The sequence below is a fragment of the Micromonospora sp. MH33 genome (genome assembly GCF_003013775.1).
Lineage (GTDB): Bacteria > Actinomycetota > Actinomycetes > Mycobacteriales > Micromonosporaceae > Micromonospora > Micromonospora fulviviridis.
In genome coordinates, this window is the sequence record NZ_MUYZ01000094.1 from 1 (window position 1) to 21,058 (window position 21,058).

Genomic DNA, 21,058 nt, shown 5'->3' on the forward strand with positions numbered 1-21,058 from the left:
TACCCGACGCGTACGAGCTGCCGGGCGATCCGGGCAACGGATACCTGCGCTCCAGCGTCACCAGCATCACCCGGTTCAAGGCCGCGTACGTGTCCGGCCCGCACCGGGTTCGCAGCACCGGGCTGCACCGCGAGGTGATCGCCAGCCAGGTGGTCCCGTTCACCGCCCGGGCCGCCGCGCCCGCCGTACGTCGACGCGGCGACCCGGTCGAACAGTTCCGGCAACCGGGCCGGCCCGTCGGCCTCCGGCTGCCCATGCCACCGGCCGCGGAACAGCCGGTACCCCCCGCCCGCCGGCCCCTCGGCACGCTGGTCCGCCGGGCCGGCGGCCCGCTCGTCCCGCGAAACCGAGGAAATCGTCCTCAACGACGTGATCCTGGCCCCGGCGGGGCATCCCGCGCTGGCATTGTGGCTGGAGGGCGCGCGGCACAACTACCTACGCGACCCGCGCGACCTGTACGCCACCGGCGCCCCCCAGCCGGCCGGGTCGGATTCGCCGCTCACGTCGGATTCGCCGCTCGCGTCGGACGCGCAAGCCGGGTCCGGTCCGCAGGTCGCGGAGGCGGCGGGGTGGCGGGGGGAGCCGGCCTCCTGGACCTGGGCGGTCACCGCGATGCGTACCGGGCGGGTGCACCACTGGCTGCTAGCCCAGTTGGGCATCGGCGCGGCCGACCTGGTCAAGCCGGCGCCGGCGGTACGCGGGCACAGCGAGCTGAGCTGGCTGCCGCCGGTCGACGGCCAGCCGCCGGTCGCCTGCCCCGACCCGGACCCGCTGCCGACTCTGGTCGCCTGCGTGGACCTGCTGCGCTGGCAGCACCTGTCACGCTCCGGGGACGTGTGCCTCACCGCGGTCGCTCCACTGGTACGCGGTCTGCCCGAGCCGGACACCGCGTGGACCGCGCTGCTGCTCGCGTTCAGGTACCTGTCCGTCGACCTCGGCCCGGTCACGTCGGTCACCGATCGGCGACGCAATCAGGACCAAACCCTCGACGTGGTGGTGCTGCCGCCCGAGGCGGAGGCGCTGCTGGACCGTGCCGCGACACCGGCCACCTGGTTCGGTTCCGGTGCCCACTCCGGCGATGCTGACGGAGCCGGCCAGCCAGCCGCCGGCCGGGAGTACTGGTTCCTGGGCGAGCGCACGGTCCCGGCCCGGCTGCTGCCGCCGCGACCCGAACCCCCGGAAGGACGCGACGGGCGCGACCACCTCACGGACCTTCCGGCGACAGCCGCCGGATACTGAAGAGTCATCATGGCCACCCCAACGGAGGATCGTGGCCGGCGAGTTCGGCCTGTCGGCCGATGAGGTGACCATCACCGGCATGGTCATGGCGTTCACCTAGGCCCAGACCGAGGCCGCCGACAGCGCCTGGTAGAAGCAGGTCAACGCGCGGGTGCCGCGCCGTGTCCCCTTGGCTCGACGTTCCGCGTCAAACAGCCGGCCGAGGTACCGCATGAGTTCCCTCGGGACGTCGACCATGGCATGGTATGCGATCACGTGGGTCCTCACCGTGTGGGTGATCCGGTGGTGAGAACTACCTACAGAGGGCCTCACGTCCACTTCCAGTGCTGTCCGGCCTGAGTGCCTTCATTCGTGTCGCACCAATCAACCCATTCCCGTAGCTGACATCGGGCTCAGTTGCAGTTGATCTAGCTCGGCCAACCTCCAAGATCCCCAGGTTGGCCGAATACCTGCCCCAAGGAGGCCGTCATTTTCCGGGTCGTCGAAGTCATGCGCAAAGTCAGCAGCCGCATCATCGGTTTTGGGCGGCCCCTAACTGGGCCGCCCCGCTCGCTGACCCGATTATTGGAGGTGGAGCTACCGCCGCCCGTACCGCCGATCCGGCGGATTCTCAAGAACCCCCGCGTCATGCCCTACCACCGCCTGATCGCGCTGGTCGTGGTGGCCAACCTGGCGGTGGGCTGGCACGCCGTGGCATCGGGCAGCTGGTGGGCCGGTCAGGCCACGGCCCTGACATCGGTAGAAACTGTTGCTCTGGTGAACGTGACGCTGGCCGTCGTCGTCCGCCAGCAGTGGATCATCAATGCGCTGTTCTGGCTGGTCACCCGCGCACCCACGACCTGGCCGTTGCCGGTCCGCTGGGCGCTGGCAAAGATCTATCACTTTGGCGGACTGCACGTCGGCCTGGCCGCGTCAGGAACGACGTGGTATCTGGTCTTTGTCGTATCGCTGATGTACGACCACCTTCACCATCGGGGACACGTATCGGTCCCCAATCTCGTCGTTTCCGGCGCGCTGGTGACGCTCTTCGTGGTCATGAGCATCCTGGCCCTGCCATCATTGCGAGCCAGGGCGCACGACACGTTCGAGATAACGCACAGGTTCTGTGGTTGGGCTGCGCTGGCGCTCGCATGGATCAACACCGTGCTATTCGTTACCACCCGGCACGGCGGCGCGTTCGCACTGCTGACCACACCGACCGTATGGCTACTCACGGTGGCCACCGTGTCCGTCGCGTTGCCCTGGCTGCTACTGCGCAAGGTCCGCGTCGATACCGAGCAGCCATCCGCCCACGTGGCGGTGGTCAACCTCGACGGCCAGAACCAGCCGCTCATCGGATCGACCCAGATGGTCAGTCGGCGACCACTGCTGGAATGGCATTCATTCGCGAATATCTCTGCGCCTGAAGAGGCTCCCGGCAGCCACCGCATGGTTGTCTCCAGAGCCGGCGACTGGACCGCGGAATTCATCGACAACCCGCCAACGCACTTGTGGGTACGGGGGACGCCGACCGCGGGCATGGCCAATGTCGCGCGGCTCTTCCAGAAGGTGCTCTTTGTTGCCACCGGCAGCGGAATCGGCCCCGTGCTCGCCCACCTCCTGGCCGGTGAGGTGTCGTCCCATCTGGTCTGGGTGACACGCAATCCGCGTAAGACGTACGGCGCACTGGTCGACGAGGTGCTGGCGGCGCAGCCCGACGCGATCATCTGGGACACCGACGCGTACGGCAAACCCGACATGCTCCGGCTGACGTACGGGGCGTACGACACCTTCGGCGCGGAAGCGGTCGTCTGCGTCGCGAACAAGAAAGTCACCTGGCAGGTGGTGCACGGCCTGGAGCTGGTCGGCATCCCGGCATACGGTCCGATCTGGGACGCTTAACATCCTCTCCGCCCTGAAGGACGGAGATTCCCTCCACACTGCGTGTGGAACACCCGCGGCGTCCGGATGGGTTACCGCTTCGCCGCGCGGTGCCGGGACAAGTCCCGGTCTTACCTGCGCTTTACGGTCCTTTGGCCTGTCCGCCTGCCCGGCGGCCAGGATGTTGATGGCGGCGTTGACGTCCCGGTCGTGGGCGCTGCCGCACCGGCAGTTCCACGCTCGGACGTTGAGGCCATCTTGTCGTTGATGCGGCCACACTGCGCGCACATCCGCGTGGAGGGGAAGAACCGATCCACCCGGCCGAACGTTCGCCCGTACCGGGCGGCCCTGTACTCCAACATGCTGGTGAAACTCGCCCAGCCCGCATCGTGCACGGACTTTGCGAGCCTCGTGCGGCCGAGACCGACGACGCACAAGTCCTCGACGTACACCGCTACTCGCCGGAACTCAGCAAGCACGCCATCGAGATCCTCCGGCGGCAGATGGATCAACGAGCCCCAGGCCAGGATGCCGGCGATGGAGTGGTTGGCGACGGCGAGATATAGGGCTCGGATTGGCAGAGCAGCCGACAACTGGTTCGCGAGGTGTCCCGCCCGGCCAGGCCGGATGTCCCGGAAACGGTTCACCGCGGCGTACGGTTTCGACTCAACCTCGGCTGCCGCCGGATGCGTCTGGCTCTGTATGCGCACGAAGATACGCGGCGGACGCGACCTGGAGGTGGCGTGACATCGCACGAGGATGACGACCAGTTCCGGCTGTTCGTCCAGCGACAATGGGGGCCTTTGCTCCGGACGGCCTACATGTTGACCGGTGATCGGGGGACAGCCGAGGACCTCGTGCAGTCGGCGTTGGAGAAGACCCATCGGCGTTGGGGGCGGTTGCTGCGCCGGGACGCACCCGAGGTCTACGTACGTCGGGTGATGGTCAACACGGCGATTTCCTGGCGGCGCCGGCGGCGGCCGCTGGAGGTGCCGCTGCTGATCTCCGACAGTGCGTCGGCGCCGGACCCCTATGGGCAGGTGGAAGAGCGTGAACTGCTCCTTGTCGCGTTGCGGCGCTTGCCACCCAGGACGCAGGCGATTCTGACGCTGCGCTATTTGGAGGACCTGAGCGAGACAGATACCGCCAATGTTCTCGGCTGCTCCGTCGGCGCGGTCAAGAGTCAGGCATCGCGCGGGTTGGCCCGGCTGCGGGCCGAGTTCGGCTCGACTGCCCTTGCGCCCTCGCACCGGCTGAAGGAGGAACCGGCATGAATGAGAGCTTCGCGGAATCGACGCTCAGTCCCGCGCTGAGGCAGGCCGCGGACGGCGTTGGCGTCCCCGAGGACCCGTGGCCGGAATTCACCCGGCGCGAGCGACGGCACCGGCGCATCCGACTGATCCGGACGGTGGCCACCGCTGCGGTCATGGCCGCGCTCGTCGGAATCCAGACCAACGTGGTACGGCTGCCCGGTTGGGCACCCGGCATTGCGGTCGCCGCCGCCCCGGCGTCGCTGCTCGACGCGCCGCCGCGTGGTGCTCTGAGCGGCGACGAGGCCTGGCTGAACACGCTGCAGGCGCGGTTGAGCACGGATTCGTCCTTGGGTGGCTGGCATCCGGACGGCATGTGGAAGGTCGGTGACCGCGACCGGATCCGCCTGCTCTACGGCAGTGACCAGCCGGGCCATCGGGTCGCGCTGGTGGCGGTGCCGCTGCGGATCGGCCTGCTCACGAAGAAGGCGCTGGTCTGGTTCGTGGGTCCGCCCGGGGCCGGCGTCGAACAGATGCGCTACGCCGGTCACAGCGAGGGCGACGACAATCCCGTGATGACCCTGATGCAGGCCGGAACCGGGGTGAACGGTTTCGCGGTCGTCGTCGGGCCGGCCGATTCCACCGTGACGATCAGCGGCGACCCTCACTACACGCAGAGGGGAACCGTGGAGTATCAGAACATCGCGAGGCCCGACGGCAGCGGAGTCGGGATCGCGGTCCTGCCCACCGCGCCGCTGCGGAGCGAACCGGTCGTCCGGGTCAGTCGCGGCGACCACGTGCTCCATCAGGTCGGCCTGGGCGGCGGCCCGTACGACGCGATCGACCCGACCGGACCGGACATGGACGCCCTGCTGACTGCCGTCAAGCGCGGCACTCGGGGCGCTCCGCTGGACGACGCCAACCTACGCAACTTCGTGGAAACGGCACTTTCCAACAGTCGCCTTTCCGCGACCGGGACGACGGTGCGCGTGTCCTGGTCGGGCAGCGTTGACGGCCAGGCCGCCGCGCTGCTCACCGTGCAGCCTGCCGACGGCGGAATCATCGCGTACGCGATGCACGGCGACGACCGAACCGGCTGGTGGATGGACCTGCGCCTGCTGCTGCCCTCCGAGGGTGCCTACCAGCGGCCGATCGGCTGGCGGATCCGGGCCGACAACCCCAGCCGCACGCCGACAGACCAGGTGCGGGTCGTCGCCCCGCCGGACGCGGCCCGCGTCACGGTCGCGGTCGGCAGCGCACCCCCGATCACGGTCACCCTTGATGCGTCAAACGCCGGCACCGCCTCGGTGCCGCATAACCAGCCAGCCACCCTCACCGCTTACTCCAAAAACGGCAACGTACTGGGAAGCACTCCGGTGCCCCCGCTCGAGGCCGACATGTCAGGCCTGCCAGGAGACAGCCCGGCCACCCGGGTAACCCCCTGACCGACCGACAGCATGGCCGAGCCGTCATCAGGCGGCTCGGCCACGCCGCGTGGCCGTCGTCAATCTCGCCGGGTTCGGGGCCGACACCGGGGAGCAGGTTGGGAGAAACCGCTGCACTGAACGCGTCAGACAGCCTCATTGGCAGCAATTCGCACTCAACTGCACCGACCACGACCTGCGGGAACTCGTTCTCACAGCTCAAAGTCGATGCGGCGTCCTGTTTCACACGCAGTGCTCAACGGCTTGGAACAGACGTCAACTGCTGCCTATCCCGCCTAGTAGGGGCATGAGCAGGTCAGGGCGGTAACGACCGAGCGCGGGGTCGTCTGCTTTACGTTGGGAACAGATTGGGGGGCAGACCAGCGAAGTGGTCACCCGCTCGAAGAGCTCAGCCGACTGCGTCCCAGCCAAGCCGCTGAGCAGCAACGATGCGCGCTTCGGAGAGCTTGACCTCCCAGTGACGTCCGAAGTGGTCACCTCTCGCTGCTCCCAAAACGGCTAGCGCCGCCCGATATCTGAGCAGGAGTCGGCGGCGTCCGCAACTGCCGATGTGCGTGCGTTCGCGTATCGACGAGTCCCGCATGGCTGGGAGCTGCTGAGTCCCGTGGAGATGCGGTGGCGGGCGTGGATTCGACCGACGCGGTAATACTTGGGTACGTCGCGAGCTTGATCGGTAACCTGGACGGGTGCCCCCGCAGCTCCCTCATCCCGAGCCTGGCGCGCCCGATACGAGGGGGCCGATGTGGTACATCTGGTGGCTGGTCCGCGGCCAGCCGTGGCGGGTGCTGCGTGGAAGCCTGATCGGTACGGCCTGGATGCTCGGGTTGGCGGTCCGGCCGTACCTCGTCGCCCGCGCTATCGACGATGGGCTGCGCGTATCCGACTACCGGGCGCTGTTGTGGTGGGTGGCCGCGATCGTCGTCGCCGGGGTGGGCTTGGCGTACCTGGGCATCATGCGGCACCGCACGATGACGTTCGTCCGGGAGGATGCGTCGGCCCGCTCCGCGGCCGTCCTGCTGCGTCACCTGTCCCGGATCGGCGCCGTGCTGCCGCGCAAGCTCGCCGCCGGGGAGGTCGCCACCATCGGCGGCGCCGATATCACGCACACGTCGGCGGTGCTGACGATGACCGGGCCGGGCGTCGGAGCGGTCCTCGCGTACGCGTTCGTCGCCGTCGTACTGTGGTCGGTTTCCCCGCTCCTCGCCGTGTTCGTGCTGCTCGGCGTGCCCGCGATGGTGGTGGTCGTGGGACCGCTGCTGCGTCGCCTCGAACGGGTCGAGTCGGTCTACCGGCAGCAGCAGGGCATTCTCACCACGCGCGCCGGAGACATCGTGGCCGGGCTGCGCGTGCTCGCGGGGGTCGGTGGGCGTGGTTTGTTCGCTCGCCGGTACGCGGCCCGCTCCCAGAACCTGCTGATCGAGGGTTACCGGGTCGGTGCCGTGAACAGCTGGATCGAGGCGCTGACGATCGTCATCCCGGGTCTCTTCTTGGCCGCCGTGGTGTGGCTGGCGGCGCGGATGGCCGCGGCTGGCGACATCACGATCGGGCAGATGGTCGCCGTCTACGGGTACGTGGCGGTCCTCATCGTGCCGGTCTGGTTCCTGCTCGAGGGCGGCTACCAGGTGATCCGGGGCCGGGTCGCCGCCCGCCGGATCGTCGCCCTGCTCAACCTGACCCCGGACGACGCCGCGCCGCCTTCGCGGGTCGGCGGGACGGGAGTCCTGCCCTCGCCGGACCGCCCCGCCGAACTACACGATGCCGCCACCGGGCTGACGGTACCGTCCGGGCGGCTGCTCGCCGTCGCCGCCGATGACCCGGCCGAGGCCGTCGCGCTGGCCGACCGGCTCGGGCGGTTCGTCGCCAGCGACGTGACCTGGGGCGGCGTACCGCTGGCCGAGATCGCGCTCGACGAGGTAAGGGCTCGGATCCTCGTCGCCGACCACGACTCCTACCTCTTCGCCGGGACGCTGCGGGAGATTCTGCGTCCCCGGGCGGGCATCGGCGACGCCGACATCAGAGCGGCCCTGCGTACGGCGTCGGCTGAGGACGTCGTCGACGCCCTGTCGGACGGGCTCGCCACGCCGATCGGCACGCGGGCCCGTACCCTTTCCGGCGGCATCTTCGCTGACCGCGTCAGCGAAGATCACGTCCGTGTCGTTGTGTCTGTAAACCGGCGTATGAGTCCTCGCTGACCGATCCGCAGTGGGCGGTGATCGAGCCGTTGCTGCCTCGGCATGATCCACGCCGAGGCGGACGCCCGCTGGGCTATCCACGTCGATTGGTGATCGACACGATCCTGTACGTGCTGCGGACCGGCTGCGCGTGGCGGCTGGTGCCGCATGACCTGGTGCCGTGGGACGTGGCCTACCGGTGGTTTCGGTGTTGGAGCGCGGACGGTACCTGGGACCGGGTCCATGACCAGTTGCGTGACGCGGTTCGGGTGGTCGAGGGCGTCACGCATGGGCTCCCCTGGGCGCGTCTGATCACCTGACTCGCACGACGGATATCATCGATATCGACATCGGTAGCTGCACGACTGGCGCTGGCTCGACGCGACTCATCCGATGAGCGGCCGAAATTCAGATCACGCAACTGCGGCTGGGTCTTGCTCGTGCCGCGTGGCGGGGCCGTGACGACCTTCCACCGCGTCGCTGGCCGGGCCGGCCAATGCCGGCCGGAGGCCGCCAGCATGTCGGGGCGCGGAACGGTTGGGATGGAGAAAGGGACAAGGGTGAAGAATACGCGGAAGACGCATCTGGTTGGCACCATCCCGGCCGAGAGCCCCCGGGGTGCGATGCAGTGGGCTCTGTCGCAGTTAGGGGACAGCCTCGACATGGTGCCCGACGGTGAAACACACCGCCCGGATTGGGTGCTGCACATCGTGGAGGAGCTCCGCACTCACCCTGACTTCGAGTTGACGCGTGACGGCGACTGGTCGGACTACAGCAAGACACCAATGTTCAGGGTGCGTCGGGGCCACACGTTGCGAGGTGACGACATCAAACTGGGCATCGAAGCATCCTTCCGCGACAGCTATCCGATCTATCGAGAGCTGGCCGTGGCGCATGGCCGATCGGAGCTGCCGTTCCAGGTAGGCGCGCCGGGCGATCTCGATGTGGCGATGTTCGCCTTGGGTCCTGCTAGAGCGCTTCGGCATCGAAGGGCGTTCACCGATGCAACGTTGGGCGAGATCCGCGCGATCCATGCCGAGGCTGGGGACCAGGTAGTGTTCCAGATCGAGGTACCGGCCGAGTTGGTTTTCGTGGCGAGTGTTCCGCGCTTCATTCAGCCGGCTGTGGCGGGCTACCTGGCACGCGGGATCGCGGGCCTGGCTCGGCAGGCGCCCGAGGGCGCCCGCTTCGGCATCCACCTCTGCGTCGGAGACCTGCAACATCGGGCACTGGCGCGGATGAGGGATAGTGGCCCTTTGGTGCGCCTTGCCAACGCCATCGCGGCAAAGTGGCCTGCTGGTAGGCCGTTGGAATTCGTTCACGCACCGTTCTCCGCTGCGGTGGAGCCACCGCCCGTCAACCCTCGCTGGTACCGGCCGCTTGCGGGGCTCCGGCTTCCGACCACGACACGCTTCATCGCCGGCTGCGCGCATGAGCGCCAGGACCTCGCCGCCCAAGTCCACGTTCGCAACCTCATCGAGCGAATGGTCGGCCGCCAGGTGGACATCGCGACGAGTTGCGGCCTCGGGCGGCGCGACCCCGCGGCGGCCGACAGTGCGATGCGCCGCACAGCCGAGCTTGCCAGCAGCCCGGCGGCGACGGTGCGAGAAAGTGATGGGTAACCGGGTGGCTACTTCTGGTTGAGGTCGTCGTTGAGGCGTCGAGCTGCCTCGGTCTCGATCGGACCTTGCGGCTCGATGTCCTCACCGGCCAGGCGCGCGGCCATCAACCGGATCATCGCCACCTTGATCATCGCTTCGGCGTGCGCGGGCTTGCGCTCATAGTCGCGGGCCAACCGTCTGCACCGTCGCAACCAGGAGAAAGTCCGTTCCACCACCCACCTGCGGGGCAGCACCTGGAAGCCTTTCACGTCGGCGTTACGGGCAACGATCCGCAGTTCCACGCAGGCATCGACACGGGCCCACTCCAGCAGGCCCGCGTCCACGCGGTTGACGTAACCGGCGTCCGCCCAGACCACGCCGAGCAGCGGGAACGCCTCGGTGATGCCTGCCAGGACCAGCTTGGCACCCGCGCGTTCCTGTACCGAGGCGGCGAAAACCGCGGTGCTGCCCGACCCTGACCCCAGCGCCGAGCAGCACCGCATTTGTCAGCCCTCCATCGCTGCGACGAGCCGCCGGAGGCCGGTGCGTTCTCGGCGGTTCTCGTGGGTGATCCATTCCTTGCCTTCGGCAGCGATGCCCTCCAGCACGTGCAGGGTGCGTTCGAGGCCCGAGGCGTCGAGCGAGACCTGGGAGGCGATGCGGTCGTCGTCGCCGAGTTCCGGCATGCGTGGCCACTCACCGGTGATCGTCAGCTCGTCTCGGGGATTGTTCGTCAGGGTAAGGGAGAGTCTCTTCTCGCCGTTGCGGGCATCGACGACGTGCGCCGCCACGACCGAGTTGTACTGGTAGGTGAGACGCTGCTGATCGCCGAATTCCATGGTCTCGAAGTCGAGGGTGACCGTGACCTGGCGGACGCCGTCCTTGGTGAGCAGGAAGAGGAGAAGTTTGTATCGCGAGTAGCGCCAGGGTCCCTTGCTGACCCGGGCCCGCTTGCACCCGGGCACGGGCGCCTCGATGAAGGCGTGCGCTATCACGTCCTGCGCGGCCACGCGGTAGTGCCGCAGCGTGTCCTCGACCAGGATCTTGCGATCGCAGTCGAGCCAGTGCGCCATCTCCGCGTCGGTCGGCTTCGATTCCAACTTGTGCACCCACCTGTCGTACGCCGCGCGCCGGTCCTCGTAGTCGCGCCGGACCCGGTCTAGGTCGTCCCGGTAGCGGTGGCCCTCGAGAAGGATCGCGAGCCAGCCCTGGATGGCGAGCCGAGCCCCGGCCACGATTCCGGCCGTCGCGATCACCGTCGTGAACGGCGCCTCGACGAGGGCCTGCCACAGCAGCAGCGGCCCGGTAACCACCAGGGCGAACACTGCGGTGCCGAAGGCGGTCCGCGTCGAGGATGGCACTCGGAAGTCCTCGGGATCCGCGGTCAGCTCACCGCTGAGCCACTGCCGCTTGACGTCGCTGGCGAGGAATCTCACTAGCCAGGCGACACGCTTGGCGTCGACCGGCTGTTCCCGGTACAGCTCGACCAGCTCGTTACGGAGGGTCTGCCGGATGCCCGCCGTCTCAGCCAGCCACGTCTCCCGGGCTATGTCCGGCGGCAGGTAACGCCCGAAGTAGCGGTCGAACAAGGAGTCCATCGCTGAGGCGAACCGGTCGGACTGTGTGGGAGCACGCCGGGGTGTGAAGGTGAGACGCTGGCGGGCCGCCCGGCGTCGATGCCGAGCCAGCCTGATCGTAAATCCGGCCCGGACCGCGACGACGACGGCTCCAAGAGCCACCATCAGGTAGCCGGCTGAGCGAAGCCATGAGTGGGCCCAGGCGTACTGGACCACCGCCAGGCCAGTGACGAGGAGCAGTGCCGAGCCGCCGACGGCGCGTAGATAGTCCGCCGCGTCAGTACGGATCGGATGCGGCGGAACCGGCCGGGGAGGGATCGGCTTGGGCTGGAAGAACTTCCAGACCCGCTCCACCCGGTCGTTGGCCGTCCTGTCCCGCCGGGCGGTCGCGAACGTCTTCTGCCAGGTCCAGTCCTGGTGCGGGCCGGCCAAGAAAACCTCGAGGTGGTTGAGGATGCTCTCCTGCAGGGGCGGGTTGAGCGATTCGAACTCCTTGACCACCACACCGATCGCGGCCGGGTCGGGAGTCTCCGCCGTGGTCTGCGGCAGCGAGTCCAGCAGCGAGCCGACGGCGTTGATGCCCCGGGCCCAGGGATCTTCGGAGCGCTGCGCCGCCCAGCGGCGGACGTGTGCCAGCTGCGCGAGTTCCTGGTCCGTCAGGCTCTGCAGGGTACGGCCGCTCAACAGTGCGAGCGCCATATAGAAGTAGGCGCGGGAGTTCCTGTAGCCCCGGGCGATCGCTTTTATGATCAGCTCTCTCGCCTCGGGTGGGGCGCTGATCTCCAGGTAGCGGAGGCCGACCTCGAACTGCCGCTCCGGCGGGTCGTCGTCGCTGACGTGGTATCCGCCCTTGATGTGGACCTCCTGGGCCTGGAAGCCCACGTGGGCGTCGCCGTCCGCGACGTTGGTGAACGTCGTCTCCTGCGGTCCAGCGCTCATGACAGATCCCGCAGAGCCGCCATGAGCCCCGCGACCCGTGTGGCGAGGTCCGTCCAGTCCATTAGCAGGCCGCGCAGCTTCCGCAGAGCCGTGGTCGCGCGGCTACGTGCCTCGTCGTCGGCCGGGGGCACGTCGGCGGCGGCGGCGTCCAGCTCCTGCTCCGCCGCGCAGTAGGTGACCGTGTCCACGTCACCCGCCTCATGGAACTTACGGAGTGAGGCGCGCAAGTCCGCGAGCTGGTCGTGGAATGTCTCCCCGCCCGCACCGCCCGGCACGCCGTAGACGGTCGCGTGGTGAACGGTGTGTGCTTGAAATCCAACGTGAGCGTTGCCCTTGGCGACGTTACTGACAGAGCCGGACATCGACGCATCACCTGCTTCTTTCCGAGGACGGCGCGGGGAGGAGCCATACTGCGCCCCGAGTTCCTGGGCGAGCGCGAGGGCGAAGGCCGCGGCGTTGGCGGCGGCACGCGGCTGCCAGTTCTCGCCGTCGGTGTGGACCTTGGTCCCGTCGGCACGGTCGCTGATGCCGCGGACGACGACGGCCGGCAGAGAGCGGTTCAAGTGGGCGGCCTGGGCGACCCCGGCCGACTCCATCTCCACCGCCAACGCGTCGTTGTAGTGATCACGAATGCGCGCCGCCTCGGGCGAGGACGCCGAGTCGAGGACGACCTCTCCGGCGGCGATTGGGCCGAACCGCACCTTGGGCACTCCTCCGGCGAGGCTCCGCGCCCAGCCTCGCTCCCGCTCAAGATGCCTGGCGAGCTGATCACAGGCGTGGGGGATCTCCCACACGCGCGGCCGGGTGCGAAAAGCGTCGCTCTCGCTAGTGCCGCCGTGATAGGCGTACACGTGGGTGGCCACGACGACGTCGCCGAGGCCGACGGAGGGCCAAAGCGCCCCGGCCACGCCAGCGAAGATGACCGCTTCCGGGTCGAACTCGGTCATGGCGCGCTCGGCGATGACGGCGGAGGGGTGGTTGCCCTTGCCGACAAGGCCGAGAACGATCTCACAGGAGCCTCCGGTCACGGTGCCACGCTCGAAGCGCGTGCCCATCGGATGTACGTGCGGTTCGACTTTCGTGAGACGTTCGCGGACTGCGTTGTACTCGAGGTCCAGTGCGGTGAGCACGACCACAGGTCTGGTCATCTCTCGTCTCCTCCGGCTGCGACGGTCGGAACCGTGCGGATCATGGGCGGGTAGAGGTTCTGGCACGGACCGGCGCGGTAGACACGGGCCGGGCGGCCGGTGCCCGTGGCGCGGGGCGGACCGGCGGGGACCACGAAGCCCTTCGTGCCCTGGACCTTGCGGTAGAAGTTGCGGGGATCGAGCGGCGTGCCCCAGACGGCTTCGTAGACCTGCTGCAGCTCCGTGAGGGTGAAGACCTCCGGGCAGAAGGCGGTCGCCAAGCCTGTGTGCTCCAGCTTGGAGCGGGCACGCTCCACCCCGTCGATGACGATGCGCAAGTGGTCGAAGGCGAGCGGTACCCGCGCGGCCAGTACATCGTCGACCGGCGTCCACTCAGCTGCCGCGGCGTCGGTTCCAGAGACGGGCTCGGGAAGGCGCGGCACGACGGCGAGGTGGGCGACAGAGACCACGCGTCCACGAGGGTCACGGTCGGGGTCGCCGTATGTACCGAGCTGCTCCAGGTGCGGGATGCCGGTGAGCCCCGCCTCCTCCCGCAGCTCCCGGCGGGCGGCGCTGAGGATGTCCTCGCGCTCATCGGCGAGGAACCCACCAGGCAGCGCTGCCCGCCCGATGAACGGCTCGATACCGCGCCGCACGAGAAGCAGGTTCAGACGACCACCGCGCAGGGTGAGGATCACGAGGTCGACAGCGAGCAGGATCTGGGGTGGTTCCCAGGTGTCATCGGGCATTGCTCGACCATAGCTTTTTGTCGATTCGACAAAAAGGGGTCGGCGCTGTCGCAAGGCCGACGCTTTGAGTAGCGTCCAGATCACCAAGAGGTGGCCATGGGTGCGGTGGCGACGCCATACGTGGTGGCGGTGATGCCGGGAAAGACGGTGGCTAGGAAGCCGAAGCCGCAGCGCTTCTGCAAGATCTGCTGATGACGGCGCGGTACTCGTTGCTGCCCGCGAGATCGCAGTCGGCCGGCGCGCCTTTGATAGCCGCGGTCGGCGAAGTTCATAACGTTTGCGCTGGCCAGGTTGTCGGTGATGGTGTAGGTGCGGGGGGCACTCAGGTCATGGGTGGCACCGGGCAGCGCCGGTGAGGCCCAGATCAGCCGACCAGTCGGGTCGGCGATGACCTGGACGGAAACGCCCGTGCCGGCGGTGCGGGATGCACTGGCACGGCATGACATCGGACGCATCCGCGCTGGGGATTTGCTGGGGAAGCGTCCGGGATGGGTCGCCGCACCTAAGGGCTGTCTCGTAACTGGGTGAAGGCGTTGCCTGTATTCGGGTTGGTTGTCACCAGGTCAGGGCGATGTTGTGCAGGTTGGCGATGCCGGAAGCGGCGTCGGTCAATGTGCGGGCGGCGCGGCGGTAGTCGCGTAGGACCTTCCAGCACTTCATCCTGGCCAGGGCATGTTCGGGCTGCGCTCGGATGGTGCGGTGCTGGGCGTTCAGGTCCTCCTTCCAAGCCGGTAGCGGGCTGCCGTCGTGGGGCTTGCGGTACGGGATGATCACCTCCGGGTTGCCGGTAGCCCCCGTCGGCCATGACCGGCCGTCCGGCCAGCTTCTGGTCGATGCCGGAAGTGCGGTAGACGATCGTGTCGGTGCGGTTGCCCGGCTGCGGGTCACCGACGGCGATGACCAGGCGGGTGCTGGCGTCGATTGCGACCTGCAGGTTCGTCGAGTACCGGTAGTTCTTGCTCGGCGCGGCCAGGCGGTGGTCCCGGGTCGGGATCAGGGTGCCGTCGACGATCGCGATCTGGTCGACCGGCCGCCGCCGCACGGGCGCCAAGGCCAGCAGCGGGCCAAGAGTGTCGATGACCCGGTACGCGGCGGAGTGCGACACCCCGAACAGCGGCCCGATCTGCCGCATCGTCAGGTTCGTGCGCCAGTACGCGGCGACCAGCAGCACCCGATCCGGCAGGTCGAGGGCCCACTGCCGGCCCGGCCGGCCGTCGGCGATCGTGTCCCCACCGCGCTCGGCGACCAGCCGGACCAGCCTGCGGAACTGGGCGGGCGTCAGCCCAGTGAATGGAAAGATCCACTCGTGACGCACCGCCGAGATCACCTGCACCCCGACATCCTCGGTGACCGTCCTCACCAGACGGACGCCGGGGTTACGAGACGTCGCTTAGAGAATCAGGAACCGCAGTTGCATCGTCGAGTCGACGCGGCCCGACGATCCGGGCGGATTGCGATGGCGTCCATGAGTCGAGCGGCGGTGACGTCGGACAGGATGCCGGCGTGGTGGGCACGTTCGGCAGTCCGGTGGGCTAGCGTGATATATGCGTCGGCTGCTGGATGCCGGGTCTGCTCCAGGGTCGCGACGTGCCATTCGAGCGTGCCGACATCGCCGCGCGCGATGGGGCCGGTGAGCCCGTGGTCCCCAGCGTGGAGGGCGTTGTCGAGGGCGGCCCTCAGGAGCGGTTCGAGGACGTCCTGTGGGTGTGTGATGCCACCCGCTCTGAGCATGTCGCATGCATCGTTCACGAGGCTCACCAAATGATTGGCGCCATGGACCAGCCCGAGATGATAAAGGGGTCGTTGTTCCTCCCGGAGTGATTGCTGGCGTCCTTTCAGGTCGCCCTCGATCAATCGGCGGAGTGACTTGAGCAGGTCGGGTTGGGCGGTAACGGTGAAAGTAGTTCCGGGGAGGCGGTCGAGGTCAGTCAGTTGACCGGTGAACGTCATCGCCGGATGCATCGACCCGATCCGCAGCCCGCGATGCTGAAGGGGTTCGAGTGCGCCCAACCCGTGCACGACCGAGGTGTGCAGCACAGTTTGTCCCACTCGCAGCGAGGGAGCGTCCGCCAGTTCTCGAGCAGCCTGTACGAGCGCGTCATCGGAAGTGGTCAACAACAAGAGGTCCGCGTCCGTGGCCGCAGCGAGAGACACGAATGAGGCGTCGGGGAGCAGGCGTCGAGCACGAGCCAAGGAGCGAGGGGACCTCGCCACAACGGTGATGTGGTGTCCAGCCCTGGCCAGCGCCGCCCCGAGCACGGTACCGACGCGTCCAGCGCCGATGACGGCAATGTGCAGTGGCATAGCCGTTGTGAGCCCTTCCGCCGAGGGAACTTCCCGTCACGTCCCACGCTGGGGCAGCGACACTGGACCTCAGATGTCCTGCTAACGTGGCCGAAATATTATATAAGCTGGCCAGCTAGAATACTAAGCGACGTCTCGTAACCCCGGCGTCCGTCTGGTGAGGACGGTCACCGAGGATGTCGGGGTGCAGGTGATCTCGGCGGTGCGTCACGAGTGGATCTTTCCGTTCACTGGGCTGACGCCCGCCCAGTTCCGTAGGCTGGTCCGGCTGGTCGCCGAGCGCGGTGGGGACACGATCGCCGACGGCCGGCCGGGCCGGCAGTGGGCCCTCGACCTGCCGGATCGGGTGCTGCTGGTCGCCGCGTACTGGCGCACGAACCTGACGATGCGGCAGATCGGGCCGCTGTTCGGGGTGTCGCACTCCGCCGAGCCGTGGGCAATGCTGACTGCCTACGACGCACTTACTGCCAGGGTCTTCGACGAGGTCGGGGTACCCGTGCTGCTGGTCGGTGATAGCGCGGCCAACGTTGTCTTCGGCTACGACAGCACGCTTCCGGTGACCGTCGAGGAACTACTTCCGTTGCTTCGCGCGGTTACCGGCGCAACATCCAGATGCCTGGTGGTGGGCGACATGCCTTTCGGGTCCTATCAAGGCTCGCCACAGAAGGCCCTCGACAACGCCGCGCGCTTCATGAAGGCCGCGCACAGGCTGTGAAGCTCGAAGGGGGCCGGGCGGTCCTCCCGCAGGTCGAGACACTCGTCACCGCGGGGATCCCCGTGATGGGCCACGTCGGGCTGACCCCGCAGTCGGCAAACGTGCTGGGCGGATACACGGTGCAGGGACGAGGGGAGACGGGTGAACGTCTGATCCAGGACGCTCGCGACCTTGAGGCGGCCGGCGCGTTCGCCGTCGTACTCGAGGTTGTGCCCGCCGAGTTGGCGAAGCCCATCACGGCCGAACTCACAATCCCAACGATCGGCATCGGAGCCGGACCCGACTGCGACGCACAGGTGATGGTCTGGCAAGATATGGCGGGGCTCACACCCGATCCGGCCCCCAAGTTCGTTAAGCGATATTCAAACATGCGACAGGTCCTCTCCGAGGCCGCGCGGCAGTCCATCGCCGACGTCTCGTCGAGGAACTACCCCGGAGAGGATCATGCATACTCCTGAGCATGCCGAGCTGAAGAACCTCCTCGCCGGATCACCCACCAACTGGGCACGTTGGGGTAAAGCCGACGAGGTGGGCTGCCTCAACTATCTCGACCAGAACGCCATCCTGCGGGGCATTCGAACAGTCCAGCAAGGGAAGGTCTTCACCCTCCAGGCAACCATGTGCGACCCGAACGGCGACCCCATGTGGCCCGCCCGCCAGCAACCCCAGCGAGCGAACGTCCAGGACAAGAGCACCTATCGAGACGGAGTAAGCCGACCCTTCCAGGGCGGCCTGGAGTACGCCGACGACACGATCTTCATGTACCTGCAGGGAACAACACATTACGACGGCCTGGGACACGCCTGGTACGACGACACCACCTGGAACGGACATCACGCCGATACAACGATCGGCAGCATGACCCACGGCGGAGTCCTGCCGATCGCTGAACGCGGCGTCGTCGGCCGCGGTGTCTTGCTCGATATGGCCCGCCATCGCGGCAAGACCTGGCTCGACGCCGACGAAACCTTCGACCACGAGGACCTTACTGCTTGTGCCCAACAGCAGGGTGTAGCACTGGAACCAGGTGACATCCTGCTGATCCGCACCGGGTCGATGCGGCGCTACCAAAACGACCCGAAGGCCTATGCAGACAAGCTCAACGAGCCCGGGCTCACCTACCGCCCGGGCATCGTCGAGTGGTTCGACACCATGCAAGTCCCCAACCTGATCACCGACACGATCGCCAACGAGGTACTCGACGATCCGGCCGTACCGGCGAAACTTCCACTTCACGCGGCGCTCATGCGCAACCTCGGCGTCGTGTTCACCGAACTAGCATGGCTAGAGGATCTCGCTTACGACTGCACCCTCGACGGGCAATACAGCTTCTGCTACATCGCCGCCCCCCTCAAAATCGTCGGCGCTACCGGCGCACCAGCAAACCCCGTCGCCATCAAATGAAGGCACATCGGATTGATGTTCCCCGGGTTCGATGGAGTCAGGTTGGTTGACTCGTCAGGCTCGTCGCTCGTTAAGGAGAGACGTGCCGAGGAGATATCCAGCAGAGTTTCGTCATAAGGTCCTCGATTTGCTCAAGGCCGGCCGGTCGGTAGCGGAGCTGGTCCGTGACCTGGAGATCAGTGATCAGACGATCTACAACTGGCGCCGCCAGGAGCTGATCGACACCGGTCAGATGCCGGGCGTGAGCTCCGCCGAACAGGCGGAGTTGGTCGCCGCTCGGCGGCGTATCGCCGAACTGGAGACCGAGTTGGCCGTGCATCGCCGCGCTGCTGAACTGCTCAAGGAGGTGGTGCCCCCAAAAGACCGGTACGCGGTCGTCAAGCAGATGGCCGCTGAAGGGCTACCCGTCGAGGTTTGCTGCCGTGTTCTGGAGGTGTCTGCCTCCGGGTACTACGCCTGGCGTAACCGTCCGCCATCTCCGCGGGCACCTCGTCATGCATGGCTGACCGAACAGATCCGTGCGGTGCATCTGGCATCCCGAGGAACGGTGTTGGCGGGCCTGGGCGTGTGGCGGGATCCGTTCACCGGGGTGTACCGAGTGCCGGACGAGTCCACCTTCCGCCGGATCCTGGCCGGTGTCGACGCCGACGCCCTGGACGACACCGTCGGTCGATGGGTCATCGCGTCGCGGTCGCAGGCGGACACGGCCCGGCGGGCGTACAGCGTGGACGGCAAGACGCTGAGGGGCAGCGGCCCGGCCGGTGCTCAGGTGCATCTGCTGGCCGTGCTGGACCAGCACACCGGGACCGTGCTCGGTCAGGTCGACGTCGACGGCAAGACCAACGAGGTGACCCGCTTCCAGCCGCTGCTAGCCCCGCTGGACCTGACCGGGGTGGTCGTCACCGCCGATGCGTTACACACTCAGCACGAACACGCCCGCTGGCTGGCCGAGATCAAGCACGCCGGCTACCTGTTCACCGTGGAGCGCAACCAGCCGCGCCTGTATCGGCAGCTCAAGGCACTGCCCTGGCCGAAGATCCCGATCCAGGACGAGACGAGCAGCCGCGGGCACGGCCGCTACGACACCCGCCGCCTGCAAGCGGTACACCTGCACCGGGGCCCTCGCCCTGCACTTCCCGCACGCCGTGCAAGCCCTACGGATCCGCCGCCGCCGGCTGAACCTGGCCACCGGCCGCTGGTTCACCATCACGGTCTACGCGATCACCAACCTGACCGCCACCGACGCCAGCCCCGCCGACCTGGCCGACTGGCCGCGTGGGCACTGGGTTATCGAAACCCTGCACCACATGAGGGCGGTGTCGCCGCATTCCGATGGGCGTGTCGGAGTCGCCGAAGCGCCTCGGCGATCTCCGACCTGTTATAGCGGTCTCGCCTCAGCGACTATGCGCAGCTGCCGCTGACGGTGAACCAGCAGGCCGTGTGCGGGGAGGTCTTGAAGAATCGGAGCAGCATGCTCCCCACCTTCTGCCGCCCCGACGCGGCCGGATGCGTCCCGTCGGAATTGAAGTCCGACCGTTCCCAAATGAGCCCGTCGGAGCGGGGCTGGAGGCCGTTGGCCCAGAGGTACGGACCCCAGGCCGCCCAGGCCACGGTGCCGTTGTAGTCGAGGTTGCCTGCCCGAGGGTCGGTGCCGCCCCCCGACATCTGGGTGATCTGAGCCTGGATCACCCACTTGACGCCGAGGCCCGTCTCATAGGCGTACGGCTCGGGGTTCAGGTTGGTGGTGGCGTAGCCGGCGTAGATGCGGCTGGAGAAGAAGACCTGCTGCAGGTTGGGATAGCGCTTCTTCAGCGCCCGGAGGATGTTGCCCTGCTGGGTCACGAGCTGGTGGGCGTCGGCGTTGGACGCGGGCAGGGACACTGACGGGCCGGCGTTGGCGACCTTGACCCAGGCGATCTGCACCTGTCGCTCCGTGAGGCCGAGGGGCGCGAGCCTGGTGTCGCGGACCCGGTTGTAGTTGGCGTCGGTCGGGGAATCCCAGGTGCCCGCGGTCTGACCGCCTTCGGCGCCGTCGACGATGACCAGCTTGTCATGGTTGACCTGCGGGTCCGCGGCGGCTTGGCCGATGAAGGAGTATGGCGCGCACTGTCCGCCGCCCTCGCCCGAGCAGAACTCCTGGGTGGTGTTGGACATGCCGATGGAGAGGAGGACGTACTTGCCGTTGGCGCTCGGGTTACCGGCGGTGTCCATTGGGCGTACGCGCAGGGCCCGGTTGATGCCGGTGGTGTGGTGGGTGCCGGGCATGGTGTTGCGGCCGGCGGGATACAGCCCGCCCTGGAAGCCGAGATAGGTGCCGGTGCCGAGGTCGTTGAGGGGCAGCGGACCTGCGGCGACCGCTGCGGGCATGCCGACAACGCTGACCGCCACGAAGGCGGCCAGCATCGCCAGCAGCCGGCGGAGGTTGATAATCATGGCGCAGAAGGATAGAAGTCAAAGTGGCGCCGGTCAATGAGGTGATCTCAGCAAGGAATTGGTAGGTCCGCGGATGCGGCAGCTGCGTGAGCTTCGGCAGTCGCCGGAGGTGTTGATCCAGCTGGACGCCGATTTCGAGATGTTTCACTTGGAGGCTGACTTGCGGGGCCGTTGTGGGTCCAGTTCGCCGCGCTGCTACCCGAGCGGCCCATGTACCAGCCGACACATCCGTTGGGCTGTCACC

The 21,058-nt window shown here is 67.7% G+C and carries 15 protein-coding genes and 6 pseudogenes; 11 read left to right on the forward strand and 10 right to left on the reverse strand.

What is annotated here, in order from left to right; all coding sequences use genetic code 11:
* Positions 1-369 precede the first annotated feature (369 nt).
* Positions 370-1,239 (forward strand): hypothetical protein, encoded by an 870-nt coding sequence (locus B0E53_RS16415; RefSeq protein WP_107076871.1) that lies wholly within the window; start codon positions 370-372, stop codon positions 1,237-1,239.
* Positions 1,240-1,335: 96 nt separating this feature from the next.
* On the opposite strand, the gene B0E53_RS37595 is transcribed toward B0E53_RS16415, so the two are convergent.
* A complete protein-coding gene (locus B0E53_RS37595; protein WP_168215340.1) occupies positions 1,336-1,494 on the reverse strand; it encodes a hypothetical protein in 159 nt (52 codons plus the stop codon).
* 234 nt (positions 1,495-1,728) lie between these two features.
* Between B0E53_RS37595 and B0E53_RS39395 the strand changes: the two genes are divergently transcribed.
* Positions 1,729-3,120 (forward strand): hypothetical protein, encoded by a 1,392-nt coding sequence (locus B0E53_RS39395; RefSeq protein ID WP_246835434.1) that lies wholly within the window; start codon positions 1,729-1,731, stop codon positions 3,118-3,120.
* A gap of 434 nt (positions 3,121-3,554) precedes the next feature.
* On the opposite strand, the pseudogene B0E53_RS39400 reads toward B0E53_RS39395, so the two are convergent.
* Positions 3,555-3,659, reverse strand: a pseudogene (locus B0E53_RS39400) (class I SAM-dependent methyltransferase); the annotation flags it as partial.
* A gap of 183 nt (positions 3,660-3,842) precedes the next feature.
* On the opposite strand from B0E53_RS39400, the gene B0E53_RS16430 reads away from it, so the two are divergent.
* The 5 genes from B0E53_RS16430 to B0E53_RS16450 all read left to right on the forward strand — a co-directional run bounded on the left by B0E53_RS16430 (position 3,843) and on the right by B0E53_RS16450 (position 9,587).
* Entirely contained in the window at positions 3,843-4,373 is a 531-nt protein-coding gene (locus B0E53_RS16430; protein ID WP_246835435.1) for a SigE family RNA polymerase sigma factor, read from the forward strand.
* Complete coding sequence (locus tag B0E53_RS16435) at positions 4,370-5,794, forward strand: hypothetical protein (protein ID WP_107076873.1); 1,425 nt, start codon at positions 4,370-4,372, stop codon at positions 5,792-5,794. Before B0E53_RS16430 ends, B0E53_RS16435 begins: the two co-directional genes overlap by 4 nt.
* Before the next feature lie 740 nt (positions 5,795-6,534).
* The gene (locus tag B0E53_RS16440; RefSeq protein ID WP_246835436.1) at positions 6,535-7,986 is read left to right on the forward strand and encodes an ABC transporter ATP-binding protein; all 1,452 of its coding nucleotides are present in this window, start codon (positions 6,535-6,537) and stop codon (positions 7,984-7,986) included.
* Between the two features lie 17 nt (positions 7,987-8,003).
* On the forward strand, positions 8,004-8,285 hold the full coding sequence (locus B0E53_RS16445) for a transposase (protein WP_210406088.1): 282 nt from the start codon (positions 8,004-8,006) through the stop codon (positions 8,283-8,285).
* A gap of 240 nt (positions 8,286-8,525) precedes the next feature.
* Positions 8,526-9,587, forward strand: a complete 1,062-nt coding sequence (locus B0E53_RS16450) for a hypothetical protein (RefSeq protein ID WP_146167684.1) — start codon at positions 8,526-8,528, stop codon at positions 9,585-9,587.
* Positions 9,588-9,673: 86 nt separating this feature from the next.
* Here B0E53_RS16450 and B0E53_RS16455 read toward each other — a convergent pair.
* From B0E53_RS16455 to B0E53_RS16485, 7 genes and pseudogenes are all read right to left on the reverse strand, one after another.
* A pseudogene (locus tag B0E53_RS16455) lies at positions 9,674-10,069 on the reverse strand (transposase); the annotation flags it as partial.
* A 3-nt stretch (positions 10,070-10,072) separates the two neighbouring features.
* Positions 10,073-12,025, reverse strand: a complete 1,953-nt coding sequence (locus B0E53_RS16460; protein ID WP_146167685.1) for a hypothetical protein — start codon at positions 12,023-12,025, stop codon at positions 10,073-10,075.
* A gap of 53 nt (positions 12,026-12,078) precedes the next feature.
* On the reverse strand, positions 12,079-13,230 hold the full coding sequence (locus tag B0E53_RS16465) for a 5'-methylthioadenosine/S-adenosylhomocysteine nucleosidase (RefSeq protein WP_107076877.1): 1,152 nt from the start codon (positions 13,228-13,230) through the stop codon (positions 12,079-12,081).
* A complete protein-coding gene (locus B0E53_RS16470) occupies positions 13,227-13,958 on the reverse strand; it encodes an NUDIX domain-containing protein (protein WP_107076878.1) in 732 nt (243 codons plus the stop codon). The genes B0E53_RS16465 and B0E53_RS16470 overlap by 4 nt, the downstream gene beginning before the upstream one ends.
* 245 nt (positions 13,959-14,203) lie before the next feature.
* Positions 14,204-14,378: pseudogene (locus tag B0E53_RS16475) on the reverse strand (transposase family protein); the annotation flags it as partial.
* A gap of 135 nt (positions 14,379-14,513) precedes the next feature.
* A pseudogene (locus B0E53_RS16480) lies at positions 14,514-15,291 on the reverse strand (transposase family protein).
* 65 nt (positions 15,292-15,356) lie between these two features.
* Entirely contained in the window at positions 15,357-16,262 is a 906-nt protein-coding gene (locus B0E53_RS16485) for a DUF2520 domain-containing protein (RefSeq protein WP_107076879.1), read from the reverse strand.
* A 184-nt stretch (positions 16,263-16,446) separates the two neighbouring features.
* Between B0E53_RS16485 and B0E53_RS37605 the strand changes: the two are divergent.
* From B0E53_RS37605 to B0E53_RS39410, 4 genes and pseudogenes are all read left to right on the forward strand, one after another.
* Positions 16,447-16,689 (forward strand): annotated as a pseudogene (locus B0E53_RS37605) (transposase family protein); the annotation flags it as partial.
* Positions 16,690-17,435: pseudogene (panB, locus tag B0E53_RS39405) on the forward strand (3-methyl-2-oxobutanoate hydroxymethyltransferase); the annotation flags it as partial.
* Positions 17,422-18,381 (forward strand): cyclase family protein, encoded by a 960-nt coding sequence (locus B0E53_RS16495; RefSeq protein WP_107076880.1) that lies wholly within the window; start codon positions 17,422-17,424, stop codon positions 18,379-18,381. The pseudogene panB and the gene B0E53_RS16495, both read left to right, overlap by 14 nt.
* An 82-nt stretch (positions 18,382-18,463) precedes the next feature.
* The gene (locus B0E53_RS39410) at positions 18,464-19,765 is read left to right on the forward strand and encodes an ISAs1 family transposase (protein ID WP_246835437.1); all 1,302 of its coding nucleotides are present in this window, start codon (positions 18,464-18,466) and stop codon (positions 19,763-19,765) included.
* Between the two features lie 17 nt (positions 19,766-19,782).
* On the opposite strand, the gene B0E53_RS16510 is transcribed toward B0E53_RS39410, so the two are convergent.
* Positions 19,783-20,814 (reverse strand): hypothetical protein, encoded by a 1,032-nt coding sequence (locus B0E53_RS16510; RefSeq protein ID WP_107076881.1) that lies wholly within the window; start codon positions 20,812-20,814, stop codon positions 19,783-19,785.
* Positions 20,815-21,058: the final 244 nt, after the last annotated feature.